Origin of the sequence: Blautia faecis, assembly GCF_020554845.1 — a bacterium.
GTDB lineage: Bacteria > Bacillota > Clostridia > Lachnospirales > Lachnospiraceae > Blautia_A > Blautia_A faecis.
Genome location: NZ_JAJCIA010000051.1, coordinates 1 through 24,590, shown reverse-complemented (window position 1 = coordinate 24,590; position 24,590 = coordinate 1). Strand labels below are relative to the sequence as shown.

Below are 24,590 nucleotides of genomic sequence, written 5' to 3'. Positions count from 1 at the left end.
CTGGAGCGTTGCGCCGGCGAGTGAGTAATACACATTGTCCAAATGCGTCCGCATTAAAGAACTTTTAATCAACTAAATAACAATTTCGTTATTCTCTATGATAACAAGAACCAGGTCATACTTTCAATGTGTTATTGAAAATAGCCCGGTTCTTATAAATTTATTTTTTATAAATCCATCAGTCTGTCGTAGACGTCCTTCGGGATATACGGCTGCTGGTTGTGGATGGGTTCGCCCAGGCAGGTCTTGGGATAAGCGAAGGTGCCGGGCTCCAGGCGGATTTCAAGGAGTTTCGGCGCTTCGGTGCCATGTAAAAAGTCTGCCGCTTTTTCAGCAACCTCATTAGCTTCCATACAGGCACTGCTGATTCCATAAGCTTTGGCTACCTCTGCGAAGTTGCAGGACGAGAAGCCGCTGCCTTCTGAGGTATCAGCATAGACCTGCTCAAAGTAGTCGCGCTGGAGGTGGCGGATCATTCCCAGGGCGTGGTTGTTCATTACCATCATGGTAATAGGAAGATTCTCACGCTTGACCCACTCCAGTTCCTGAATGTTCATCTGGAATGCGCCGTCACCGCAAATGCAGGCTACTGGCTTTCCGGTGGCGTAATAAGCTCCGATTGCTGCTGGAAGAGCATAGCCCATTGCTCCGTGTCCGCCGGAGAAAAGAAGCTTCTGGTCTTTCTGGTTGTGGAAGGACTGGTAGCTCCATACCATATGCTGTCCTACGTCAACTGCCACTGCGGAAGTGTCTGCAAGAGCGTCGCTTAAAGCTGCGATCATACGGTTCGGATAACGTTCCGGGGTGGAATCATCTACTGCGCGCAAAGATTTCTTTATATCGGCGCACACAGCCAGCCATTCACTGAAATCATAAACCGTCGAGCCATCAGATTCTGCACTTTCCGCATTTTCTGCCATTGCCCGAATCACCTCGGCAGCATCTGCACAGAATTTCATTTCATCAATTCCATTTTCGTGAATATTTCGCTGCAAATTATAGTTATCAATATCTACTCGGATGATTTTCGCATTTTTCGCGAACTCATGAACTTTCGTACCAATCTGACGGGTGCAAAGGGAAATGCCAAGACAAATCAGCAAGTCACTTTTCGCATTGGCGATCATATTGGCATAGCGATGTCCGTAAGCGCCTCCGATGCATCCAAAATTCAGCGGGTCGTCCCACGGTAGTGCTGACATTTCCAATACGCTTGTGATTACCGGGATTTTCCACTGACGTGCCAGAGTAAATAACTGGTCGCGGACTGCTTTGTCGCTGACTCCATGTCCTAACATGATTACGGGACGCTGTGCTTTATCCAGTGCTTCACGGATTGCATCTGCTGCAGAAACAGCACAAGCTGATATTTCACAGTCTGCCATTTTTGCAGACTCTAATACTCCACTGTCGTCCGGCTTCATTGCCATGTCCACGCCTGCTGCTCCGCAGCTGTTTGCAGTTGCTTCCATGCTGCTCTCGCAAGCTGCACCAAATCCCATCTCATCCAGACTTATGTCATAAACCGGATTTTTTACATCCCCCCGCTGTATATTCATAGGAAGATCAATCAATACCGGCCCCTTCCGGCCAGAATTCGCAATATGATAAGCTTTATTCAGTTCTTTTACAATATCCTCGTCCTCCCGGATCTGTACTGCATACTTGGTCACAGGCTTCGCCATGGCAACAATATCAATCTCCTGAAAGCCCTGCTGCCGAAGTCCCGGGATGCCGGAATACTCATAAGTATTCAACTGACCAGTAAGAAAAACAACCGGAAGGGAATCGAAATAAGCGTCTGCGATTCCTGAAATCAGATTCGCAGCACCCGGGCCGCTGGTCGCATAAGCACATGCACACCGTTCCCCCGCCTGGGCATATCCACATGCTGCAAAAGCCGCTCCCTGCTCATGATAGCTGGAATGGCTTCTGGTATGAGGATTTTTCTCTATAGAATCAACCAGATGGGCGATCATGGTTCCCTGGTATCCAAAGAAATCATGAATCCCTTTTCTCTGTAAAAACTCAACAATATAATCCGTTACTTTCATTTCCAGAATTTCTCCACCTTTTTCTTCAGATTTGTCCTTCCTGCTACTCCCAGCATATCCAGATAAATATGCTGAAGCTCCTCATCCGGAATAAACACTTCGTCATTCTTAAGGCTCTTCACCATAGCCTTTGTATATGGGACAAAAACTTTTTCCAAAGCCGGATAATCTTTATTTTTATAAAGATTTATAATATACTCTTTGTTATCCAGATAATATTTCTCCAGTTCAATCTTGGATGCACAGAATTTCACATAATTCCAGCTCCAGTTCAGATATTCCTTTTTCTGGTTGGCATGTCCCTGCTTCCGTCGGGCACGGCTGCGCTTCCGGATCAGACTCTTCTGACTTCCCACTTCCTGAAAATAATCCTCGAATCGGATCCTGGCACTGACCATTTCCGACAGCTTCACTGTATAATTATCCAGAACCTTCTCCTGGTAGTCTTCCCCATAATACTTCTGAAGATACGTATAAGTATCTCCCGGCACCGGAAACTTCCTGCCATCGATCACCACTGTTTCTGTCTCATCGAAAATTTCCCTTGGAAAATACACTGCCTTTTTCTTCAGGCGAACTACATATTCCTGGGTATCCTCCACATTCATCCTTTTACAAAGCATACGGTAAAGGCTTTTTCCCAGACGGGCGCGTCCTGTGACCAGGCGAAGCCGCATGACAAAACGGCAGATTGCCTTTTTCCTGCCTTTTCGGTCTCCATAATAATCAGCCAGCTCATTCCATCCCACTTCCTGGGCTCTTGTCCACAAATGAGCAAGTCTGGAACGCTGTTTTCCACGCAAGGGCAGAATATCCACTCCCATACCCGGATATTTGTAGTTCCTGCCTTCATTCAGACGGAAGCACAACGTATCCAGATCTGTATAGCGAAGGAAAAATCCATAAAAATGCTTATTGTTATTCATGGATTCCACAATTCTGCCATCTGGAGTCTCCTTCTCCACAGCCAGACGAAAGCGCTCCATATCCGCAGTCCGCATATAGACCACACCTGCATGAGGGCTGGTGATCTCCTGCCCGGTAACACAGCACAAAGTAAGCTGTGGTCCCAGATAATAAGGAATTCCTTCTCTTTTACATATTTTATCTATTTCGGCCAGAAGCTTTACAACTTCTTTTATTTCTCTGTTCAAGCTATGTCTGCTCCCATCTGTCTGTTCATAGTGATCGCACTGTTACCAGCACCTGTTTGAAAAAGGCTTTCTGCGAGATGTGTGTCACAAGCACTCTTTCACAAGCTGCTGTATCTCTTCTATACTTCCATACTTTCCAAGCCACTGATTCAAAAACTCAGAAGCATCTCCGGCTTTTGCATATACAGCTGCTCTCTTGCTTCCTTCATACAGATCTGTGAGAAATATCCGGGAAAGCTCCGTTCGCACAAAACCGCTTCCATTCTGCCGCAGTGCCTCCAGATAGTTCTGAAACGCAGCCTCCGTCTGTCCCTGTTTTCTTCTCACATCTCCAATTACCTTGTACACCTGGGCTCGTTTTTCCTTGCGGATCTGTCCGTCCTTGGCACGTTCTGCCAGCCATTCCAGATCATCCGCCTCACTGGTGTAAACCAGATCGGTGCGAACCCTTGCCAGCTCACCTGGATAGCCCAGGCGCTCCCATGCCTTTGTCAGTGCACGCTTATAAATCTGGATGTCATTGTTCTCACCCGGGCTCTCTGCACGCTCTGCATCAATGCGCTTTAGAATTTCCCCGATCAGTTCTTCCACCTCAGAACACTTTTTCGCAACACTTGCGCTGGCCAGATAATAATATTCCCGCACAGAAGGATTCTCCGGCAGAAGTCTGTACCACAAAGCCATAAGCTTCATCGCCCCATCCTTCTGTCCAACATCCAGAAGCTGCTGACAAGTCTTCACCGTCTCCCTGCCATAAGGATTCAAAAACTTATCCAACTCCAGTTGGGTAATTCCATTATTTGTTTTCTCACGGGCATCTGCAAAAACTTCCAGAGCATCCGCACATTTGCCCTTCATCCAGAGCAGTTCTCCCTGGTACTTCAGGAAATACCCGTCCTCCGGGAAAAGCCGCAGTGCCTCATCAATATAAAGCTCCGCTTCCACCATATCAATTCCATTGCGGGCGCGTTCCATAAGAAAACGGCTCTTAAATTTCACAAATCCCGGCACTTCCGGATACCGCTCCATCAGCGGCGCCATCGTATCCTCCGCTTCCTGATAACGCTTAAATTCATAATCACAGACTGCTCTTCGAAACAGTTCAATATCAGATTTCAGCTGGGCCAATTCAGAAGGGAACGTACCGGTCTGCTCTTTCACCACCAGCATTCTCCATGCTTTCCCGATCCGTTCTGTATAAACCAGCGTCAGCATTGCTGCATAAAAAGTCACATCGCTGACTTCCAGCAAAACGGGATGATAAAAAGCATAGATCCCGCCAAAATCCTCCCTGCCGATAAACGCAGAGCTCAGCTGAACCTGGTAATATTTTGTAAAGATTTCATTTAATTGGGAAAAGTCACGCTTTTCTACCAATTCCTTCAGGCTGTGCCTGCTTTCTGAAATGCGCGCCTCCAGATCCATCACCGTACTTTTTGCCAGTAGAAGATTGCGCTTATACTGAAGGCGATGGTTCCGCTTCGCGCCTGCAAGAGAATAGATCTTGCGCCAGATGGAATCTCTGCGAAGCCTGCCCTTGCGGATTCCCGGCAGATAATCATCCCGAAGCTCTTTATAGGTAATTCCCTCTACCGTAACCGCATCGTGGGATTCTCTTTCCCCATGGGGTGGAATATAGGACCATTCATCTCCGTAATGCCAGATCAGATAGTCACTCATTCTGTGCGGCACCATTACCTTTGTATTCTCAAAGTTCATATATTTCACAGGAAACATCATGTCCTTATCAAAAAGGAACGGACAGCCGCCCCAGCGCATTGCATAGCGCGGACAATCCTCTTCCTTATAGGAATACATGATCTTCTCCAGTTTCTTCAATGTGCGGTCTTTCCCCAGAAATGTATAGGAAAAAAGCCAGCGCAGATAGGCAGTCACCGGAATTTCCCAGCGGGCACCATATACAACTACCATATTTACCAGCTCAGAGTAGATCATCATATGAGTTCTGTATTTCTCATATTCCTTATCATCTGCGGGAATGGGATCCAGGGTGAGCACGTCGATAATCTCACCGGCGCTGTCCCTGCCAATAATCTGATGCTTGTGAAGGGCGCAACTGTCCGTAGCAACATACCTTGGAAAAGTATTGGTATAGCTGCGGTCTACATCCACACACTGAAGGGCGCGGTGCTCCGGAAGCACGGAGCCGGAAATTTCCACCAGTTTGTTCCAGTCATCTCTGGGCATATAGATGTCCACATCATCATCCCAGGGAATAAATCCCTCGTTTCGCACAACACCGATGGCCGTTCCTCCCGCCATTACATATCTCAGATTATTCTTTTTACAGATCTCATCCAGCTCACGAAAAAGCTGCAACAGATGTTCCTGTTTCTCTGTCATTGGTTATCCTCTCTGGTTTATGATTTCCAGAATGTCTGCCAGAGTCTCTGATTCCTCATTAAAAAGTCTGGTACATTCCGTTCTCTCATCACTGATCATAATAAGCAGCTCCTGCAAAAGGTAACGAAGACCATTGCCTTCGAAGTTAAAGCAGTACCGCTTCAGTCCCTTGCTGTCATCTATCTTTGCCTCAAAATATCCTGTGTTCCACCAGTCTCCCGGGATGGTCACACGGCCTTTCGTACCAATCACAACAAACTCATCCTCCACATCTACTGTGGTGCCAATCTCGACTGTGGCAAGAGCATCCTGATATTTCATGGTAATCATGTCGTAAATGCAGTTTCCAGATCTGTCCTTCACCACATTGGAATTCACTTCCTGGTAATTTCTGCCCAGTATCTTGATAATAGCACACAAAGGCAGAACTGCAGTTTCGGAAAAACTCCTTCCCCCTTCGAAATGGTCCTGGGAAATAGAGCATTTCACACACACAATATCGCCCACCAAGGCACTGTGGGTCTGCCAGACAAGCTGGTTAAAGGCCCGCAGATACACCAGATTTATTTTCTCCACAAGGAGTACATGATGAGCTGCTGCAAGTGCAAACAGGTCCTTCAGCTTCCCCTTATTATCTGTCATAGGCGCATCACTTATCACATACTTTCCAAGCTCCAGGGATCTGCGGATGTATTTCTCCCTCTTAGGCTGCTCGGTCTTGATATAAACTATGTCTACCTGGGACAAAAAGCAGTCAAATCCTTGCTGCCATTCCCCATTATCTGCCTCCACGCTGTAATAGGAATCCAATTCATATTTGTCACAAAACGATTCCGCTGCCTCTGCATTCTCAGAAAAAACGCACTCCACATGAAGACCGCTGACATATTTTGTCTCCCACACAATCCCATTATCCTGGTCATTATCTGTAACTACACCCACAGTGTAAGTGGTTCCCTCACCGCGCAGCTTGGTGCTGGAAATATTCTTGGTACGCTCCAGGTACACCACATCACAGTAATTCTTAAGGTAGTCAAATTTGCCGCGCCAGTCAGAACCAAGTACCAGAAGGTCTACCTTATACTTGATGATATCGCTAAGCTTCTGCCCCTGGTACTCCTCGATGATGATCTCATCTGCAAAACCGGTACGGCGTACATTCTCAATCCTTTTCAGAAGGCTGTCCCGCACGTTCAGCTTACCACGCTCAATATCGTAGCTCTCGCTGGTCACGCCCACGATCAGATAATCGCCCAATGCTTTCGCTCTTTTTAAAATATTATAATGTCCCTCGTGGAACAGGTCAAAAGTTCCGTAAGTGATTACTTTTTTCATCGTATTTCCCCTTAAAACCCCTGCTGTCAGCTTCACTCTGCAGTAAAATACTCCCTTTCATTCCCCCGGTTACTGTTCATAGCTTGAGCAGCAACAAATCAGAACCAGCTGCCGTCCGGGACTAATAAATACATTTAGTATAACACAGTTTGCATAGTAAGTCATTATGAAAGAATATCTGCTTTACAAAAAATATTCCCGGGTTTAACAAAAATATAACTCTTTTTTTACTGTGAAACTACTGAACTGCTGTCTCTTTCTTAATAAGAAAAGAAAGACAATCCGTCAGGACTGCCCTTCTTCATGATCTTCTTTCTCTTCTGCATCAAAGGAGGTATCCCATGTGGCAGCCAGCTCTTCGATAGCCATTCTTCGCTGAGCCAGTACTGCAAACCGGTCTTCCTCTTCACTATCATATTCGTCTTCCAGACCTTCATCCTCAACCTTCTTCTCACGTTTGAAAAGAATGAAGGTGATCAGTCCCATAACATTGGTATAGACCCAGTCCACCGGAAGACTTCCAAGTATCAGTACAAACAGAACTGACACTCCAAACAACGCCCATACATTCATCAGCTGCGGAATATTCAGGATCATAAGTCCGTTCATCAGAATCATGATGGGATAATGGAAAAAGTAAATTCCCATTGTGTTTCTTCCCAGGAAAATAAATGGATGGCGTTTATCTGGCATCAGCACCAGCAATGCAAAAATAACCGTAAAGGAAATCAGATACATCATTCCTCTGACTACCATTCCCTGCACATTGTCCATTCCACTTGCAAGATAGGAATGATTGCCTCGGAAAAGGTCTACCGGAATATTATTTCCGATCATATAATTGGTCGCCACAAACAGAAGAATGATCACGAAAAGTGCAACCACGATCTTGCCTTTAAATTTGCGGATCACCTTGGTGTATTCACTCTTCCATAAATATCCTGCCACAAAAAACGGGAAAAATACCACAATTCTTGAAGCTGATAAAAATGTACTGAATTCCATTCTGGTTCCTGCCCACAGCGCAAAAATAATGCTGAGAGGTACAATAAACCTTATTTTTCCAAATGCTTCTATGGTCAGACGGTATGCAAACAACGCAAGCACATACCACATAACGGTTCCGGAAGGACGGAGCAGTTCATAATCCATTTTATTTCCCAGCCAGATCTGCGCTGCCCAGGTAAGTGTATAACCCAGAATATATGGAATCAATAAATTCTTAACATTCTTCATCACATCCTGAGGCTTCTTGGACAGATAACCGGAAATAAATATGAACGCCGGCATATGAAATATGGTAATTCCATACCACACAAAACGCACAACCTGATCTGCTTTAACCAGCTGGAATGCAATGATATGATTAAAAACCACCAGAAAAATCAAAAATATTTTTATATTATCCACAAGGTAGGAATATGGAATTTCCTGTTCCTTCGTATTCTTGCTCATTTTAGCCACCTTTATACTTTGACATAATTATTTTCAGACATGTCAGTTTTATGAATAAAGGATAACATATTTTTGTGGTTTTTGGAATAACTTTTTAATATTTTAACGTGTTTTGAAATATTTTCCTGTGGTTTTGTGTTACTGATGAACCGCAATAATGTATTATTTCATTTCTCCAAAAACCTGCTGGTGCAGTTTGCGCCCTGTAGGTGTTGCCGCCAGGCCACCCTCTGCTGTTTCTTTAAGGGCAGTGGGCATCACATCTCCTACCTTTTTCATAGTCCAGATCACCTCGTCAGCCGGAATTGCACTTCGGATTCCGGCCAGAGCCAGTTCTGCTGCCACAAATGCCCCAGCTACGCCTGATGCATTTCTCTTAATGCATGGAATTTCAACCAGCCCTGCAACAGGGTCACATACAAGACCCAGAATATTTTTTAGGGCAGTGGCTACTGCCGACTGGATCATATCAGGTGTGCCGCCGGCAAGTTCCACAATTGCCGCCGCTGCCATGGCAGATGCAGAACCGCACTCAGCCTGACAACCTCCCTGCGCTCCTGCAAGTGACGCATTATTGGCAATTACCATTCCCACTGCAGATGCTGTGAAAAGGGACATGACGCATTCCTCTTCTGTAAGCTGGTACTGCTCCTGCATGGTGAGTACAGCTGCCGGTACAATGCCGCAGCTTCCTGCTGTAGGCGCTGCTACGATTCTTCCCATGGAAGCGTTCAGTTCTGATACTGCAAGGGCACGATAGAGGGCGCCTCCAAGAAGGGGACCTGTAAGATTTTTCCCTTGCTCTACAGCAGTGCGCATGCGATAGGCATCTCCACCAGTGAGGCCGCTTGTGCTTTTCAGATCCGGGGCGCTGCCAGGCTGGATACAGGATGCCATAACCCGATAGTTTTCCCTCATTTTTTTATATATTTCCTGCTTCGGCAGTTCCATCTGCTCCGCCTGCTGCTCCAGAACCAAAGCGGACAGACGACAGTTGTTCTCCTTCGCTGCCTCCAGCAGGGATTCCATTGAGTGGTAGTTTAAATCCACAGTGAATTCTCCTTTATTGTATTTTTTGTGGAGTGAAATCTCCCGCAAAGTGGGGCGTGCAGATTGCGGGAATGATTTTTTAAACACGCTCTAACATCGTACTGGAATATATATTCTCCAGCCGGTTAATCTTCTCATTGAGTTCCGGAACAAAGTGGCTGTCGCTCTCGATAGTCATTACCGCCAGACCACCCTTGGTCTCACGCGCCAGGTGGAAATTGCAGATATTCACCCCATACTCTGCCATCAGCTCTGTAACCGCAGCAATCGTCCCTGGTGCATCCTTGTGAAGCACGATCAAAGCAGGATTCTGCCCGGTAAGGGCAACCTCCATTCCATTCACCCGGGTGATCAGGATATTCCCCCCGCCAATACTGCTGCCCCGAAGAGACACTTTTTCCCCGTCTGCTGCAGTCAAAGTGATCTCCGCAGTATTCGGGTGCGTATCCTCCAGTTCACCAGTCTCGATCTGGATTTCCAGCCCCTCCTTTTTCGCCACATCAAGGGAAAAACGGATACGCTCATCATCTGTCTGCATTCCCAGTATTCCCGCTACAAGAGCCTTATCCGTGCCGTGTCCCTTATAGGTTTTCGCAAAAGAACCATGCAAAAATATGTGCGCTTTCACCGGAGTTTTTCCAAGAAGAGCCCTTGTCACCAGACCGATCCGGGCTGCTCCCGCAGTGTGTGAGCTGGACGGTCCGATCATGACCGGTCCCAGAATGTCAAATACATTCATACTTATTTTCCTCTTCCTTTTATTCATCCGCTGCCTTTTTTCGTTTCCGGCAGCCTGCAGATGTTTTCACGTTACCGCTCACATCTGCACTGTTATTGTTCCATCTTAACATTAAAACATACCTTTTACAACATGGATAAAGGGTAACTGTTTACTTCTTGTTTACTGTTCACTCCATTCACAGTAACGCGCTTCGCAATGCACAATACTCCCGATAAATAATCTTATGTTTCCTTTCTACCTGGACTGTGGTAAAATAGTTCTATGTAAATCGCCTGGAACCATTCCGGCAAGACTATTTTCAGATTTCTTTATGAAAGGCACACAATTCATGAAACGAGTGATTACTTACGGTACCTTTGATTTACTTCACTATGGGCACATTAATCTGCTGCGCAGGGCGAAAGCTTATGGTGACTACCTGATCGTAGCTTTATCTACAGATGAATTTAACTGGAACGAGAAGCATAAAAAATGCTATTTCTCTTATGAAAAAAGAAAATCCCTGCTGGAAGCCATCCGCTACGTAGATCTGGTAATTCCGGAGGAGAACTGGGAGCAGAAGGTAAGTGATATTAAAGAATACCACGTAGATACCTTTGTTATGGGTGACGATTGGGAAGGGAAGTTTGACTTTCTGAAGCCTTACTGCGACGTGGTGTACCTTCCGAGGACACCGGAGATTTCTACTACGCAGATTAAGGCGGATCTGCAGAAGTAGGAAGCATTGGTAATTATATGATCAGAGATTTCGTATGATTCATACAGGTTACGAAATCTCTGACTTTTTTATTTCATGACAGCAATGTGCGCGCGATTTTTCCCGGACTACTTAGCAAGACGGATCATATTCCAGCTGTGTTTTCCAAGCACAGTACTTAATTTACCGCCGTCAATCCGGCTTGCAGCGGATTTCACAGGCACAACCTTTTCGGGATCCGCTTCTGTATTTACAGCTTTCATATCGTCATTAGTAAGTACAATGTGTTCTTGCACCTGATAGCCTTCAAACTGGCGCAAATCGCAGCTTACCTCCAGATCTTCCTCAAGACTTTTATTCACTGCAAAAATTGTAAGAGTATCTTTCTCCTCATTCCATACGCACACAGAATCCAGATACGAAACGTCACAGTAATTCCTGCTGTCGTATACCGGAGCCAGTACCTGTGTATTCAACACAGTTCCTCTTCCGAAAATGCTTGTGTACATATATGGATAAAAAATAGTCTGGCGCCATGCACCTGTATCGGAGGTCATGATCGGCGCGATTACATTTACCAGCTGTGCCAGGCATGCCATTTTCACACGGTCCGCATGGCGGAGCAATGTGATCAGCATGCTTCCAACCAGAAGGGCATCTTCGAAATTATAAATATCCTCAAGCTGATGTGGAGCCTGTCCCCATTTTTCCAGTTTCTCGTCGGCCGCATTGCTGTGATACCACACATTCCACTCATCAAAGGAAAGATTAATGCGCTTTTTGCCATGCTTTTTCGCACGGACAGCGTCGCAGATGCTGACTACGCCGGAAATAAAGTCATCCATCCCTTTGGAATTTGCAAGAAAATCAGGGGTGTCATCAGCAGCATTGCCGTAATACTGGTGAAGGGACATATAATCCACCAGATCATAGCACTCGTCCAGAACCGTGTACTCCCAATCTCCAAATGTCGGCATCATCAGATTGGAGCTTCCGCAGGCAACAGTCTCAATCTCCGGATCCAGCATTTTCATAATACGGGAAGTCTCTGCTGCTGTTCTTCCATATTCATACGCTGTCTTATGTCCCATCTGCCATGGACCATCCATTTCATTTCCCAAACACCAGGTTTTAATGTTGTGCGGCTCTGCATGGCCGTTGGCCTTACGCATGTCACTGTAATAGGTACCGCCCTTAAAATTACAGTATTCCAGAAGATTTCTGGCTTCCTCCGGTCCTCTTGTTCCAAGATTCACTGCCATCATAATATCTGTGTCTGCTTTCTTCGCCCAGTCCACAAACTCGTCCAGGCCAAAGTGATTGTTCTCGATCACGCCCCAGGCAAGTTCCGGTCTGGCTGGTCTTAATTCCTTTGGTCCTACGCTGTCCTCCCACTTAAACCCGGAAACAAAGTTACCTCCCGGATAGCGGACAATAGGAACCTGCAGCTCTCTTACCAGCTCCAGAGTATCCCTACGGAATCCCTGCTCGTCAGACAACGGACTGCCCTCCTGATAAATTCCCTGGTAAACAGCTCGACCAAGCTGTTCAATAAAAGATCCGAAAATTCGTTTATCCACCTTTCCAGTGAGGAAATATTTGTCAATAATGATCTGCGCTTTTTTCATAGGTATCCTCCTTATATGGTGCCAGTTGTATGGCATTTTTTCTGCTCTTTATGTATCTATTATTTTAATGGCATACGAATTTTTTACCAGTTTTTTTCTTCCGATATAGTTGACTTTTTTTCCGATAATGATTACAGTAAAAAAAATGGTGAAAGGAGTCCGGGTCATGAATTTTTACGAAGCTGGAGACAGGGATTTTTCCATTCAGTTCTGCGAATACAACTATTCAAACCCTGATTATGATCAGATCTACCGCCCCAACGGAAGCGGAGACTATCTGTTTTTGCTTTTTAAGACACCCATGAAGGTGTATCTGGATAAAAGACTCAGTATTTCCAAGGAAAATGCCTGTATTCTCTATGCCCCCGGATATGAGCAGCATTATAAGGCTGTTCACAGATTCCGGAACAGCTACCTTCATTTTTCCTGTAAGGCAGATCTGAAAAAACAGTATGGGATCCCACTTAACACTGTTTTTTATCCGGGAAACTGTGAAGAGATCGATGCCTGCATCCGGTTCCTTCACAAAGAACATATAGCAAATGATTTATTTTCCGATGAATACGAATATACTCTCTTTCAGCAGCTTATGATTACGATTGCAAGGGGACTTAAAAGCCATCAGATACATGGAAGTGGAACGGAAGGAGACAATCTTTATTCTGCATTTCGAAAGCTTCGGCTGGAAATGCTCACGAACTACGCTAAGCCATGGGACACCACAGAGCTTTGTAAAAAGGTCAGTCTGGAAAAAAGCCAGTTCTATTCCTGCTATCAGAAATTTTTCCAGAGTACCCCTCATGCAGATTTGCTTCAGATTCGTATGGATAAGGCAAAGAACCTGCTGACAAATGAAGCACTGACTGTCCAGCAGATTGCGCAGATGTGCGGATTTTCAGATTTTTCCCATTTCAGCAGATATTTCAGGAAACAGGCAGGATGCTCTCCCCTGCAATGGCGCAGGAAAATGGGAGAGCCCCATTGATACTTTAACGATATTTCCAGATTCCGTGAAGTGCATAGGACAAAAAGAAACAGGCACTTCTCAGCGGTCCATAGCCAACGTAACGGTACACCTGATAGGTCATGATGGCAGATTTGGCTTTGTTTCTTGACTTTCCGCCCTGGGACAGACGATATTTCAGATAGGGCCTATTAATTCCTGTGGCATGTCCGTATTTTCGCACCACCTTCAGCCAGGTGATATAATCCTCATGGCTGTCATCATGCTCCATTGGAAATTCCAGTGCCACCTCACGGAGAATCAGAACAGAAGAACAGTTAATGCTGTTGTGTTTCAGAAGCTCATGATAATCCAGCCTGGATTTAACCGGAATATACTTGCCTGTGAAGGTTCCGTCCGGATTCATGAGATCACGTCCTGTGGAGCAGATTACATCACCGGTCATTTCAAGAGCGGCCAGCTGTGCCGCCAGTTTTCCCTCTTCCCACCAGTCATCCGCATCCAGAAATGCCACATATCTGCCTTTCGCAACAGACACACCGCGGTTACGGGAACCGGCAGCACCGAGATTGCGCTCATTTTTTATATAAACAAAATCCGGTCTGTTTTCCCATGGAATGAGCGCTTCCCGGGTTCCATCAACAGAGCCGTCATCAATGACAATCAGCTCCAGTGGTACATCCTGCGCATAAACAGACTGTACTGCCCGGGTGATGTATTTCTCACCATTATATACGGGCATGATCACAGATATTTGTGGGGTTTGCCCTGCTTCCCGTTTTGTATTTGTATTATGAAATTCACTATCCTGTATAGTTCCCACCCATTTCTGTCTTTCCACGTTATGCACTCCTTATTATTTCTGCTTCTGAAGCGTTTTCATTGTTTCTATTATAGCCCAGAACCTTTTCTTCGTCCAGAAAGGAAAAAGATTATGAATCTAGGAAATACTGTAGATAATTTACATGCAATATGTTAGACTCAGATTTAACAGATAAGGCGCCGGAAATATGTTTAATTCCGGCAAATTACAAAAGAAATTTTCAAAGAAAGGGATTTTTATGGCAAAATTCTATAAGTGTGCACAAAAGCACAGCAACAGGAAAACCAGGGGAAAGGGCTTTACGCTGGCAGAGCTTTTAATTGTAGTTGCAATCATTGCAGTTCTCGTGTCTATCTCCATTCCCATTTTCACCTCTCAGCTCCACAAGGCCAGAGTCGCCACTGACTGGGCAAACCTGAGAGCGTATTACGCGGAAATACAGGCAGACTTTATTTCAACTGGGAAGTATAATAAGAAGGTGCCTTATGAGGATAAACAGGGTAGTACTGGTTTTGATGCTTTCGGACTTAAAGAAATCACTTTTTTAAATGGGCAGAAAGTAAAAATGTAGGAAGGTCGTTTCTGGGTACGAGAAGATAATAGCAAAGGATATACTATAGCATACAATTGCAACACCTGGGATGCTAAATGCGAATTAATACTTGGTTCCTATAGTTAAAATCTTCTACACATCCACGGAAGCAGGGAGAGAAATTGTCTTTCCCTCGCTTCCGTATTCTGTTGTTACAGGCGTTACAGCAATCAGGCAATTCCATATTCTATCAGCAGTTTATTTCGATATTCCTTATCCGTGGTGACTTTTAATAATTCGCTGATGCGATTTGATAACATAAGCTTCTCGATTAGATCGCCATTTCATCCTGACCTTCTTGTCTTCCCTCTTTCCGACCTTCTTGTCTACTATCCCGCAACATTTCTTTAATCGCTTTACACATGTCAAATCCGCCTCCTTCGGTTTGTATTTTCAGTTTAATCAGTTGCAAGTTCCGGATGTGGCGTTTTCTTCCTTCATGCACACTCCCTTCTGAGTGAAATAACAGTGTGCAGAACGCAGCATATACTCTTTTAATACACTTTATATTATAATAATACATAATTTAATTGTGTTTTTCAAGTATTAGTATATTTTTTATTTGTTTTTGTGCACGCATCTGTCATTTTCTATCCTTTTTATACTGTAAAACAACTATGAAATTATCTGGTCGAATGACCGGACACAGACTTTCCTGTGAGATTTTCTGTAGTGAAAGTGAATATAGTATACGACTTGAAAAATATATTGTCAATCATTAAACATATGATTTTGTTTTTAAAACAGGAGTGGTACAAGCCACTCCTGCTACGCTTTAAAGAAGGTCTTTATCAATAATCTGGTAGTTGGCCCGATGTATGTACAATGCCTTCCCATCGACCATAAGCTTTGTCATTTTCGGCAGATCGTCCGGAATTTCCCAATAGACATTATCCCCGGAAAATGCGGCGATAGGCTGTCCAAGCTGGGATTTGATGACCACAACCCTGGATTTGCCAAAATCATTTTTATACCGGTTCAAAACCCTCGCCAGAGCTGCATTATCCGTAATCCCGTTTCCGCCGTTACTGTTGACCTCGTCTAATGAAAAATCCACCTCCGGTTCCAGCCCATTCTGCACAAATACACAGGTATCTCCGCAGCTTTCGATTTCTTTTCCATCAATGGTAATGGTGATTACTGAAGACAGATCATAGCCGGTTACTGCTCTTCCATCGCTGTCATAGCTGACGGTTTCGATTTTATTTCCGGTAATGCTGATTTTCTTTCCAGAGGTTTTCAAGGTCTGATTCCCATAATTATCATAGGTATATACGGTATAATTGTTTCCGATCAATGAGCCATGAATTTCATTAATAATGGACCCCAGTTTACTGCAGCCAGTGAGCGCAACTACCAGAATTGCGGTCAAAAGGGCTGCAAATGTCCTCTTCTTTTTCTTTTGCATTTTTCTTCTCTCCATGTATTTTATGTTTGATATGCTTCTGCTATAACTTGAATCAAAAGATACTTACAGATTTATAGTAGCATGACAAATCACAGAACACAAGATGAATCACTGTCCCACGTTTTAAATTATTTTAGTTCAGGTTATCTGTTCACGCCGAGACCAACAGCCGCTTCGCGACGCACAGAAATCATGTATTCACATGATTTAGCGCCATTCTCACGCCAAACCAAACTCCACCAGTAACTTATTTCGATACTCCCGATCGGTGCTTGCTTTTAACAGCTTGCTGACACGGTCTGCCAAAATAAGTTTCTCACTCAAGGTCGCCATTCCATCTTGCCCTTCCAATCGTCCTTTCTGACGCCCTTCCTGGCGCCCTTCCTGTTCTCCTTCCTGTCTACTAACTCGCAGCATCTCTTTAATCGCTTTACACATGTCAAATCCGCCTCCTTTGGATCGTACTTCCTGTTTGCTCAATTTCAGCTGATATATAAAAAAATCTCGCAACGGTATGTTCGGCATATAGGTTGCCCGGTGTTTTTTCTTCTGACAGGCGTCTGAAAATACATACCTCATTTAACATTCAGCAATCGCATTCAGAACTCCTGCTTTTTTCATTTTCAACGGATTTAAAAGCATAAATTTCTGAAATGCGATTAGATAAATCGGATATAAGATATGTTATAGATTATATTAAATATATATTTTTTATTATAATGGCATTGTATTCTAAAGTTTTCAAGTGCTTTATTTTGTTTCACTCAAAAGCATCAAAAAATATGAATTACTGGCTTTCAAGCACAGCTTGTGCAAAAAATTTTATATTAGTTGATATCTTGTTTTGGATAATTATTGTCTTTTTGTTTGATTCGCAAATGTTACGAAAATTACAACTTATTTTGTCGAAAATGCAAATGGATTTCTAAAAGGCTATATGCTATCATTAAAAAGAAAGAATATGCTTTTTATCACCAAATATATAAGAAAAAGGGATGTTTATGAAAAGAAAATTGAAGTCTGACAGAGGTTTTACGCTGGCAGAACTTTTAATCGTTGTGGCAATAATTGGTGTATTGGTTGCCATCGCCATTCCCATCTTTACAAGCCAACTTGAAAGAAGCCGTGAAGCGGTGGATCTTTCTGATGTTAGGTCGGCTTATGCGGAAGTGATGATGGCGGCGATTACGGGGGATACCAGTGCTACGTATACGAAAGACAGCGGACAGAAAATATACAAAGAAATGGATGGTACCTATTCTATTATGGTAACGCCTCTAAAGCAACAGAAAGATGACTGGCAAACACCGTTGCCGATTACCATCGGTGGAGTATCTTCGAATGCCGGAGACACATATTGGAAAGGTATTCCTGGACCAAAAGGATATTGTGAAATTACATATCATCCACAGACAAGTACAGGGAATGAATATGTTTCATTTTATTGGACTGGGGGAACGGATAATGGTAATAATCCAACTTTAACTCCTGTACCAACACAACCGATATTTCCTACAGAAACTCCAACTCCTACTATACCAGATAATACCATTACAGACGTTGATTCAGTTGTAAATAAATGGGGAAGTTATAATTGGCCAAGCGAACCTGCATCTGGAGCAGGAATAACAATAAAAATAGATTTAGATTATGGTCAACTTATTAGCTATCATGATAGTAATAACAATGTTAAATATTATGTCGTAGCCAATGAAAACGGATATAAAGGGCGAGAACTTGGATCATCTCAAGATCAGGGACATTACTATTGGACGCCTGATGGAGCAAACGGCGATTTAATAGCGATTACAAAAAATCCACCCCATACGTGGAAAAATGCAATAAACGGAGTTATATATAACTTGTCAAAAGGGGATATTTATATTGATCCACAGGGTTACACATATATTTATAAGGCTACTAGTACAAATCAAAGCGTCCCTAATGGAGTTGGTAATTCTCAATGGGTAAAAGTATTAGATAATAAAAACTGAAAATGGAAGTAAAAAAATATCCTGTTCAAGTCCATTGTAATATTAAACTGCAATGGACTTGACAGGAGATCAGTTTTGTCACTTTCTTTTCCGTATTTCCAACATCATATTCCCTATGCCAAGCTCTTCTTCCTCTTTCCGGTTATGTTTGCAAATTTTAAACATCTGCTCAAACTGTGTTTTCAATTATTTACCTGTATAAAAGAGACTGACGTAATGCATACAGAATCTTTTCCCTCTTGACCTTTCGGAATTTCAAAAGAAATCCGAACATCATCATCGCGCCCTTCTTCGTGTGTATAATCAAATTCATATTTCCCCAATTTTTGAATATTTTGTTCGAGGTAGGTATTATTGCCATTTCTATTAGACAGTCTGACCTTTAGATTCGCGCCACACTCTTCTATATTAACAACAAGTTTGTATTTTTTATTCGCCTGTAACATAATCGTTCCATCGCCACCCTGTTTTAGCACACTATCCTTATGAGAAAAAGGCGTTAGAATTGCCTTTCCATTCTCAAACTTCACATTTATTACCTCCCAACCGGATGTGCTATCCCAGGAACTGCTATCTATCAGGATATTATTTTCCCCATTTGAGTCGCTATCACCATTTTGGCTTTCCCCCTCAAACTTAATGTAAACCGTTTCTGTATCAGCATGATATTCTACCCACGCCTGTGTCCCGGGAATTCCTTCAATAACAGAAAAATTTCCCAGACTATTGGGGATTGTCTCAGTTTGCCAGTCTGGCTGTTTTTGCCTAAGATTGATTTTTTCAAAATCTTTTCCATCTATATTTACATTTCCATCGACTGTAATTGCTTCAGCCATAACCTGTGCATACTGTACCCTTATATTTGCGGCATCGGTTGCTTCTCGGCTTTTTTCAAGCTGACTGGTAAATATGGGAATACCTATTGCCACCAATACTGCTATTATGGCAACAACAATGAGAAGCTCTGCCAGTGTAAAACCTTTTCTTTTTTTCTTCATAGTTCCTTTGCTCCATAAACGAACATGTCTCCTATCGGCGACAGTACTGTATATGCCTGAATTAGTCAAATACAATTGCGATTCTTAGAATAGAGTAACATATAAGCTCGTGAAGTACAATATAATAAATGAAAATACTGAGGTTGAACTATATTTACCCAAAGAATTGTAATTCTTCTGGAATTAAATTGGGTGGCTGCTATCAAAGGCTGCCACCCAATTTTACCCTTATGCAATTCCCAACTCCGCCATCAGTTTTTTTCGATACTTTTTATTATTACTTGCCTGCAATAAATCATTAATACGCCCAGCAGAGACTAACTTTTGAATTAATTCATTCATTCGTTCTTCTGTCTTACGTTCGCCCTCACGTCTGCCCTCACGAATACCTTCCTGTTTGCTGTCTCTCATCATATCATCAAACGCCTTGCACATATCAAATTCACCTCCCACCGTTTCAACATCTCTCTTTATAAGTTTCATGGCCCTAATTCCCGACATTACAGTAAGTAGGTCAAATGTGTCTTCTTCTAGTTTGGAGAAAACCTCTTCATTTGCCTTTACATACTCCCGTAAAGCCGTTTTGTCATTCGTTCTTTGCAAAAATCCACAAACCTGTTGTAAATCGGTCTGGAACCAGTGTATATTTTTGAAATAATACACTTCAAAAAGCAGCATTGGTGTCTCGAAAAATAATTTCTGCAGTTCTTCTGGAAAATCATTTGCTCCGGTCAGATCATCCATTTTAAAGGCTGCCTGCCATGAAAAACAATTCCATTCAGAAGATCAACTATCCGCCGTGGATCTTTAAAGTACTCAATTGATGTGGCGTTCTTTTCCCGCATGCACACTCCTTTCTTTGTATGAAAAAGTTATATAAAGTCATGTGTACAATACAAGAACGAACATTTTGTACTATCATTAGTATATACATATATTTTGTATTTTTCAAGTATTAGTATACAAAACTATAACTTTACAACAACTATTTCATACCCACGCAAAATATTCATAACGAAATGGAATTACCTGACCGAATGGTCAGATTTAGATTTTTCTTTTGTAAAAGTAAATTAAGTATACGACTTAATGAAGGGCAATGTCAATCAGAAAAATTGAGGATTATGTATATGATTTTCGTAAGAATTGTGCAGAAAAGCAGGCCAGAAATGCCTTCTGGCCTGCCCGGTAAAAAGGATTATTTAAATTGAAATCACCCAAATTTCCTCATATTACTAAGGTCTGTCAGGTCGATCATCTGTGTTTCGCCGACTTCACCGGTTGGGCTCATCGGGCATACGGCGTAATTTCGTGTTTCACTTCCTATCGTAAGTTTAGCCACATAATGCCAGCGTGACCATTCCTCAGTGCCTCTCTGATAATCGCCATAACAATTGTGAATATCATCAAAACCACCGATTAACTTTGCAAAATCGCAAAGAGCTGCCGGTGATGTGCAGGAATCCCAACGATAAGATACAAAAAATGGAGTATTAGGTTCTGCTGCCAGAGATACCAGATAATTTCCATGTACCGTTACATATTTGAAGCGACCTGGCTCTGTGAGGTAATCACTTACAGCATCCATTTTTTCAAATGGAGTCATACCGGAAGTTGTAACTTTATTGATAATGTCAGTCATCCATGCTTTCTCAGCCTGGTCATAGTCCACCACATTTAATGCCACTGTTTTTGCAACCGTATAACCAGACATGGAGTATTCTCGGAATTCAATATTGTATGTTCCTGCTTTTTCAAAATCTACATATCCGATATAACCGCCTTTTACTTTTTTCAGGGAAGTTGTCTCGGAATCGCCGTTTTCATAAGGAATATCATCATATATATGCGTTGTTCCACCTGAATACACATTTATCAAAGGGCTTTTTCCATTACAGAGCAAGCCAAAAGAATTTAAATCCGGATTGTCTGTTTTTATAAAAAGAGGTTTGATACAATGCGTGTAGATATCTGCTTTCTGCTTGTCCAGACCATAAATTTCATATGTATATTTAGCAGGTGTTGTGCCTTTCGTATCATATATTGGCAAATCCACTTTACGGATTTCACTCCACGGTCCAACGACTTTTACATTATTGCGGATGGTGTAAGAACGTACTTTTGTATAGTAACTGCGGCCTGAGTCTAAATAATAGAAACTCACACTTCCTATCCCGTCATCTTCACCGATTGTTCGCATATCCTGAACACTGTATGCAAATTTATCATTGTAAGAAAGATAACCTTCGTAACCAACATAGGGATCTGACTGGGAAAAAGTTCCCGGGCAGTTCACATCCACCCATCCGTCACCATAATCTATTGACTTGATGGTGGGAACAGGAAGTGTGCTGTCAACGGTTTCAGATGTCACTACATAAGAAGTCTCAATATGCGGATTGTATAGCTTCTGGGTAACTGAAACCGTGGAAGTAATTTTTTGTCCATAAATATCCGTGATGGTAATCACGCATTTCCCAGGCTCAAGTGTCGCAAATAAGCGGCTATTTCCGCCTTCAGCTTCATCTGTGGAATATACAACAGCCGGATCAGAAATATTAATGTCTTTGATTCCATTTGACGTTTCAATCTCATAATATCTTCCGCTTTCCAGGGTTATATTTGCTTTTCCCTCTTCGAGCGTTAATTTCGGAACCGGCTTAGGGGTAGGCGTTGTATTTGAAGTATTTCCTTTTGACTTTCCGCTTGTTTTACAATGTTCCGTGGAAGACCATTTGGAATAATATTTCTTTCCTTTAATGGCCATGTAGGTACGGGCCTGCATATAATATGTAGTTCCGGCTTTCAGTCCATTGAGGGAAACGGTGTTGTTTTTGTTTCCTTTGACTGTTATGGTTTTCGCATTTTTTAATTTGGAATTTGTGGCATAGCGCAGCTGGTAACCGCTGGTCTGAGCGGTTTGCCTTTTTATTATCACACTGACAGTCTTTTTTCCAACATAACCACCCATTACCTGGGTCTTTGGAGGCAAAATGGTAAACTGCTTTTTCACGTTTCCGGCATAAGCACCTTTTCCAATAATCTGAACCGTATAGGTGCCTACCTTTTTGCAGCCCTTGGAATATTTCAGAACATAGTTTTTCTTCTCTTTCAGGACGTTGCCCTTATAGGTGACGCTTACCTTCGGGCGCTGGACTTTTTGATTGTAGGTGAGTTTGGTGGCTGATAATTTGATTTTGGTGTTTTTCAGATTTACCTTTGCTGCAGCAAATACCTGGCTTGCACTGCACAGCAGAAGCAGGGAAATCATCAGGCAAAAACGAATCAGCCGGTGGAGGTGGTAATTCTTTTTCATAAATTTTTGCTCCTTCCTGCTAATTCCAAAACATGTTCTTTGCTAATTTTCAGTAAAGCCGCAATCTTTTCAATGCCCATTCCATCCTGAAGTAACGAATTGACAATTTCTTTTGTTTTCAATTCCTTTCCTTCCTGTATTCCCTCTTGTATTCCTTTTTGTATTCCTTTTTGTATTCCGCTTTGCTCACCAGCCTCAAACTCAGCTTTTCTCAGTTTACGTTCTTCCTCTTCTTTGTCATATTCAAATATACTCACTGCGATAACCTCCGCTCTATTTTTCCGAAGAAATTCTTCCAGAATTTCCTCCTGAATACATTCATCTACAGCTTTTTTTACAGCTGTTTCCAGTTGCATATATTTTGCATATTTACGAACCCGCGCTACATATATTGCATATTCCCTTAGTATCTGGCACTGTTCCATCAATTCCCTGTTACTGCCTTCATAGCATCCGGAATATCGTGACCTTGTAGTTTCTGTTTACCATAGGCTGGTCCTCCTTTTCTTTGCAGGAGTCAGAAAAGACAAGCTAAGCATACATACCTTTCATTCAGAACTCCTGCTCTTCTTCGTTAATGGGTAAAAAGCATGGATTTCTGATGTGTGATTAGATAAATCAGATGGCGGATATGCCTTGAACTATATGAGAAATATGCTTTTTATCATAATAACATTGAAGTTCTTGATTTACAAGTATTTTTCGAAAGTCTGCTAAATTCTTTTGCTTTCTTTCTTCACAGCCTATTCCCCTGGTAACGGGAATGATTTTTCAAACACGCTCTAATCCGTCACCAGCCTTACGCCATCCATAAACAAAATCTCACACCCCTTATCACCCCCAATTATAATTTCCCCGATCACCATTCTCGTATTCTTCGCCACCTGGAACCAGTCAGGATACTTTTCGGTCAGCTCTTTCATCTGTGCTGCGCGTAAGCGCTCCAGGGCATTTCCCTGAGCAATATCTTTCTCCCAACCTGACAGAAGATTTTCTCTCTGGGATACCAGCTGTGCCCAGGCAGCGCTTACGTATTCTTCCATCTTATGCCCCTCAACAGGCTTGGCTTTACAAAATCCACCCTTTTCTTTGCCGGAATTTATGCAACGCCACACACTTTTTCTACTCTTCTTCACCATCCTTCCGCCACAGCACCCACAAAAAATTTTTCCATAAAAAGGTTCCAGACTGCTGCTTCCCAATTCCCGGATCTGATGATTCCGTTTAAACTCTTTGATTCTGTTGATTTCCAGCTGTGCCGCGTCCCATATTTCCCGCTCTATGATTGCTTCATGATCATTTTCCACATAATACTGTGTCAGTTTTCCATCGTTCTTTTCCAGCTCTTTCGTAAGAAAATCCCGGATATAATACTTCTGCATAAGCAGATCTCCCTTGTACTTTTCATTTTGAAGGATGCGAACGACCGAAACCGCAGCCCAACGAGATTCGCCATGCACCACAGTTTTGCAGTAACATATGCTCACTTATCGCTTGAAAGCCTTTTGTTTCCTTGCTTTCAGGCTTTTTTTATTTTTAAATTTCGTCATATTTTACTAGCGTTTTGTATCGTTTTGTGGTGCAATAAATATTATACGAAACGGAGTGCTTGCTATGTACCTCAAAAAAACACCAAACCTGAATGGTCGGATTCGCCTTTCCATTGTTGACACCTATTACGATAAAGCTAAGAAATGCTCCCGCCAGAAAACAGTAGAATCTATTGGCCGGCTAGACGAATTAGAAAAAAAATATGATGACCCTATTGCTCACTTTCAAAAAAGAGTCGAGCCGCTAAAAGCTGAAAAAGCAGCCAGACAGGCTCCCATCCACTTTACTTTTTACGATTCTGATCGCCTTTGTTTAGGTGACAAGCTGAGAAAAAACTTTGGCTATGCTGCACTGAGCCAGATCTACCATGAGCTCGGTCTCCATACTTTCCTAACGAACCGGCAGCGCCGCTCAAAAGAACAGTATGATGCCAATACCATCATGAAGATGCTGGTCTATTCCAGA

21 protein-coding genes and 1 pseudogene are annotated in these 24,590 nt (G+C 42.9%); 6 read left to right on the top strand and 16 right to left on the bottom strand.

Going from position 1 to position 24,590, the window contains the following annotated elements; all coding sequences use genetic code 11:
* Window positions 1-167: 167 nt before the first annotated feature.
* The 6 genes from LIZ66_RS16975 to sdaAA form a co-directional block, all read right to left on the bottom strand.
* Entirely contained in the window at window positions 168-2,054 is a 1,887-nt protein-coding gene (locus LIZ66_RS16975) for a thiamine pyrophosphate-binding protein (protein ID WP_227201076.1), read from the bottom strand.
* A complete protein-coding gene (locus LIZ66_RS16970; RefSeq protein ID WP_227201075.1) occupies window positions 2,051-3,208 on the bottom strand; it encodes a LicD family protein in 1,158 nt (385 codons plus the stop codon). Before LIZ66_RS16970 ends, LIZ66_RS16975 begins: the two co-directional genes overlap by 4 nt.
* A gap of 84 nt (window positions 3,209-3,292) precedes the next feature.
* Window positions 3,293-5,572 carry a LicD family protein gene (locus LIZ66_RS16965; RefSeq protein WP_227201074.1) on the bottom strand — a complete coding sequence of 760 codons (2,280 nt, stop codon included), beginning with the start codon at window positions 5,570-5,572 and terminating at the stop codon, window positions 3,293-3,295.
* Window positions 5,573-5,575: 3 nt separating this feature from the next.
* Window positions 5,576-6,907 (bottom strand): adenylyltransferase/cytidyltransferase family protein, encoded by a 1,332-nt coding sequence (locus tag LIZ66_RS16960; RefSeq protein WP_227201073.1) that lies wholly within the window; start codon window positions 6,905-6,907, stop codon window positions 5,576-5,578.
* Between the two features lie 285 nt (window positions 6,908-7,192).
* On the bottom strand, window positions 7,193-8,362 hold the full coding sequence (locus tag LIZ66_RS16955) for an acyltransferase family protein (protein ID WP_148463606.1): 1,170 nt from the start codon (window positions 8,360-8,362) through the stop codon (window positions 7,193-7,195).
* Between the two features lie 162 nt (window positions 8,363-8,524).
* Window positions 8,525-9,391 carry an L-serine ammonia-lyase, iron-sulfur-dependent, subunit alpha gene (gene sdaAA, locus LIZ66_RS16950; RefSeq protein ID WP_173770253.1) on the bottom strand — a complete coding sequence of 289 codons (867 nt, stop codon included), beginning with the start codon at window positions 9,389-9,391 and terminating at the stop codon, window positions 8,525-8,527.
* A gap of 53 nt (window positions 9,392-9,444) precedes the next feature.
* Here sdaAA and LIZ66_RS20260 point away from each other — a divergent pair, with 53 nt between their 5' ends.
* Window positions 9,445-9,495: a DUF6783 domain-containing protein gene (locus LIZ66_RS20260; protein WP_334302705.1), complete on the top strand. Its 51-nt coding sequence runs from the start codon at window positions 9,445-9,447 to the stop codon at window positions 9,493-9,495.
* Here the strand turns inward: LIZ66_RS20260 and sdaAB are convergent.
* Entirely contained in the window at window positions 9,492-10,151 is a 660-nt protein-coding gene (sdaAB, locus tag LIZ66_RS16945) for an L-serine ammonia-lyase, iron-sulfur-dependent subunit beta (RefSeq protein WP_173770249.1), read from the bottom strand. The genes LIZ66_RS20260 and sdaAB overlap by 4 nt on opposite strands.
* 331 nt (window positions 10,152-10,482) lie before the next feature.
* Between sdaAB and tagD the strand changes: the two genes are divergently transcribed.
* Window positions 10,483-10,872, top strand: coding sequence for a glycerol-3-phosphate cytidylyltransferase (gene tagD, locus LIZ66_RS16940; protein WP_118584161.1), 390 nt, complete (start codon window positions 10,483-10,485; stop codon window positions 10,870-10,872).
* A gap of 107 nt (window positions 10,873-10,979) precedes the next feature.
* Here tagD and arfA read toward each other — a convergent pair whose 3' ends face one another.
* Window positions 10,980-12,479, bottom strand: a complete 1,500-nt coding sequence (arfA, locus tag LIZ66_RS16935) for an arabinosylfuranosidase ArfA (protein WP_148463604.1) — start codon at window positions 12,477-12,479, stop codon at window positions 10,980-10,982.
* A 166-nt stretch (window positions 12,480-12,645) separates the two neighbouring features.
* Here arfA and LIZ66_RS16930 point away from each other — a divergent pair, with 166 nt between their 5' ends.
* Window positions 12,646-13,464, top strand: a complete 819-nt coding sequence (locus LIZ66_RS16930) for a helix-turn-helix transcriptional regulator (protein WP_148463603.1) — start codon at window positions 12,646-12,648, stop codon at window positions 13,462-13,464.
* Between the two features lie 4 nt (window positions 13,465-13,468).
* Here the strand turns inward: LIZ66_RS16930 and LIZ66_RS16925 are convergent, their stop codons facing one another.
* Entirely contained in the window at window positions 13,469-14,284 is an 816-nt protein-coding gene (locus tag LIZ66_RS16925) for a glycosyltransferase family 2 protein (protein ID WP_227201072.1), read from the bottom strand.
* 220 nt (window positions 14,285-14,504) lie between these two features.
* Between LIZ66_RS16925 and LIZ66_RS16920 the strand changes: the two genes are divergently transcribed.
* The gene (locus tag LIZ66_RS16920; RefSeq protein ID WP_178090764.1) at window positions 14,505-14,837 is read left to right on the top strand and encodes a type IV pilin protein; all 333 of its coding nucleotides are present in this window, start codon (window positions 14,505-14,507) and stop codon (window positions 14,835-14,837) included.
* Between the two features lie 796 nt (window positions 14,838-15,633).
* On the opposite strand, the gene LIZ66_RS16915 is transcribed toward LIZ66_RS16920, so the two are convergent.
* Window positions 15,634-16,266: a DUF5052 family protein gene (locus LIZ66_RS16915; protein ID WP_148463601.1), complete on the bottom strand. Its 633-nt coding sequence runs from the start codon at window positions 16,264-16,266 to the stop codon at window positions 15,634-15,636.
* A gap of 219 nt (window positions 16,267-16,485) precedes the next feature.
* Entirely contained in the window at window positions 16,486-16,704 is a 219-nt protein-coding gene (locus LIZ66_RS16910) for a hypothetical protein (protein ID WP_148463600.1), read from the bottom strand.
* Between the two features lie 563 nt (window positions 16,705-17,267).
* On the opposite strand from LIZ66_RS16910, the gene LIZ66_RS18655 reads away from it, so the two are divergent.
* A complete protein-coding gene (locus LIZ66_RS18655; RefSeq protein ID WP_269156301.1) occupies window positions 17,268-18,260 on the top strand; it encodes a type IV pilin protein in 993 nt (330 codons plus the stop codon).
* Window positions 18,261-18,442: 182 nt separating this feature from the next.
* Here the strand turns inward: LIZ66_RS18655 and LIZ66_RS16900 are convergent, their stop codons facing one another.
* From LIZ66_RS16900 to LIZ66_RS18820, 5 genes are all read right to left on the bottom strand, one after another.
* A complete protein-coding gene (locus tag LIZ66_RS16900; protein WP_148463598.1) occupies window positions 18,443-19,258 on the bottom strand; it encodes a type II secretion system protein in 816 nt (271 codons plus the stop codon).
* A 228-nt stretch (window positions 19,259-19,486) separates the two neighbouring features.
* Window positions 19,487-20,002, bottom strand: coding sequence for a hypothetical protein (locus tag LIZ66_RS16895; protein WP_148463597.1), 516 nt, complete (start codon window positions 20,000-20,002; stop codon window positions 19,487-19,489).
* A gap of 469 nt (window positions 20,003-20,471) precedes the next feature.
* The gene (locus LIZ66_RS16890) at window positions 20,472-22,574 is read right to left on the bottom strand and encodes a hypothetical protein (RefSeq protein ID WP_173735415.1); all 2,103 of its coding nucleotides are present in this window, start codon (window positions 22,572-22,574) and stop codon (window positions 20,472-20,474) included.
* Window positions 22,571-22,831, bottom strand: a complete 261-nt coding sequence (locus tag LIZ66_RS16885; RefSeq protein ID WP_148463595.1) for a hypothetical protein — start codon at window positions 22,829-22,831, stop codon at window positions 22,571-22,573. Before LIZ66_RS16885 ends, LIZ66_RS16890 begins: the two co-directional genes overlap by 4 nt.
* 525 nt (window positions 22,832-23,356) lie before the next feature.
* Complete coding sequence (locus tag LIZ66_RS18820; protein WP_173735416.1) at window positions 23,357-24,034, bottom strand: recombinase family protein; 678 nt, start codon at window positions 24,032-24,034, stop codon at window positions 23,357-23,359.
* Window positions 24,035-24,188: 154 nt separating this feature from the next.
* Between LIZ66_RS18820 and LIZ66_RS16875 the strand changes: the two are divergent.
* Window positions 24,189-24,590 (top strand): annotated as a pseudogene (locus LIZ66_RS16875) (IS1634 family transposase); the annotation flags it as partial.

What these genes read in the sequence shown, in the direction of transcription:
- LIZ66_RS16930 (WP_148463603.1), top strand. Translation starts at nt 12,646, where the DNA reads ATGAATTTTTACGAAGCTGGAGACAGGGATTTTTCCATTCAGTTCTGC.
- LIZ66_RS16915 (WP_148463601.1), bottom strand. Translation starts at nt 16,266, where the DNA reads ATGCAAAAGAAAAAGAAGAGGACATTTGCAGCCCTTTTGACCGCAATT.
- tagD (WP_118584161.1), top strand. Translation starts at nt 10,483, where the DNA reads ATGAAACGAGTGATTACTTACGGTACCTTTGATTTACTTCACTATGGG.
- LIZ66_RS16900 (WP_148463598.1), bottom strand. Translation starts at nt 19,258, where the DNA reads ATGAAGAAAAAAAGAAAAGGTTTTACACTGGCAGAGCTTCTCATTGTT.
- LIZ66_RS16975 (WP_227201076.1), bottom strand. Translation starts at nt 2,054, where the DNA reads ATGAAAGTAACGGATTATATTGTTGAGTTTTTACAGAGAAAAGGGATT.
- LIZ66_RS16965 (WP_227201074.1), bottom strand. Translation starts at nt 5,572, where the DNA reads ATGACAGAGAAACAGGAACATCTGTTGCAGCTTTTTCGTGAGCTGGAT.
- LIZ66_RS16955 (WP_148463606.1), bottom strand. Translation starts at nt 8,362, where the DNA reads ATGAGCAAGAATACGAAGGAACAGGAAATTCCATATTCCTACCTTGTG.
- arfA (WP_148463604.1), bottom strand. Translation starts at nt 12,479, where the DNA reads ATGAAAAAAGCGCAGATCATTATTGACAAATATTTCCTCACTGGAAAG.
- LIZ66_RS16910 (WP_148463600.1), bottom strand. Translation starts at nt 16,704, where the DNA reads ATGTGTAAAGCGATTAAAGAGATGCTGCGAGTTAGTAGACAGGAAGGA.
- sdaAB (WP_173770249.1), bottom strand. Translation starts at nt 10,151, where the DNA reads ATGAATGTATTTGACATTCTGGGACCGGTCATGATCGGACCGTCCAGC.
- LIZ66_RS16960 (WP_227201073.1), bottom strand. Translation starts at nt 6,907, where the DNA reads ATGAAAAAAGTAATCACTTACGGAACTTTTGACCTGTTCCACGAGGGA.
- LIZ66_RS16890 (WP_173735415.1), bottom strand. Translation starts at nt 22,574, where the DNA reads ATGAAAAAGAATTACCACCTCCACCGGCTGATTCGTTTTTGCCTGATG.
- LIZ66_RS18655 (WP_269156301.1), top strand. Translation starts at nt 17,268, where the DNA reads ATGAAAAGAAAATTGAAGTCTGACAGAGGTTTTACGCTGGCAGAACTT.
- sdaAA (WP_173770253.1), bottom strand. Translation starts at nt 9,391, where the DNA reads ATGGAATCCCTGCTGGAGGCAGCGAAGGAGAACAACTGTCGTCTGTCC.
- LIZ66_RS16895 (WP_148463597.1), bottom strand. Translation starts at nt 20,002, where the DNA reads ATGGATGATCTGACCGGAGCAAATGATTTTCCAGAAGAACTGCAGAAA.
- LIZ66_RS16920 (WP_178090764.1), top strand. Translation starts at nt 14,505, where the DNA reads ATGGCAAAATTCTATAAGTGTGCACAAAAGCACAGCAACAGGAAAACC.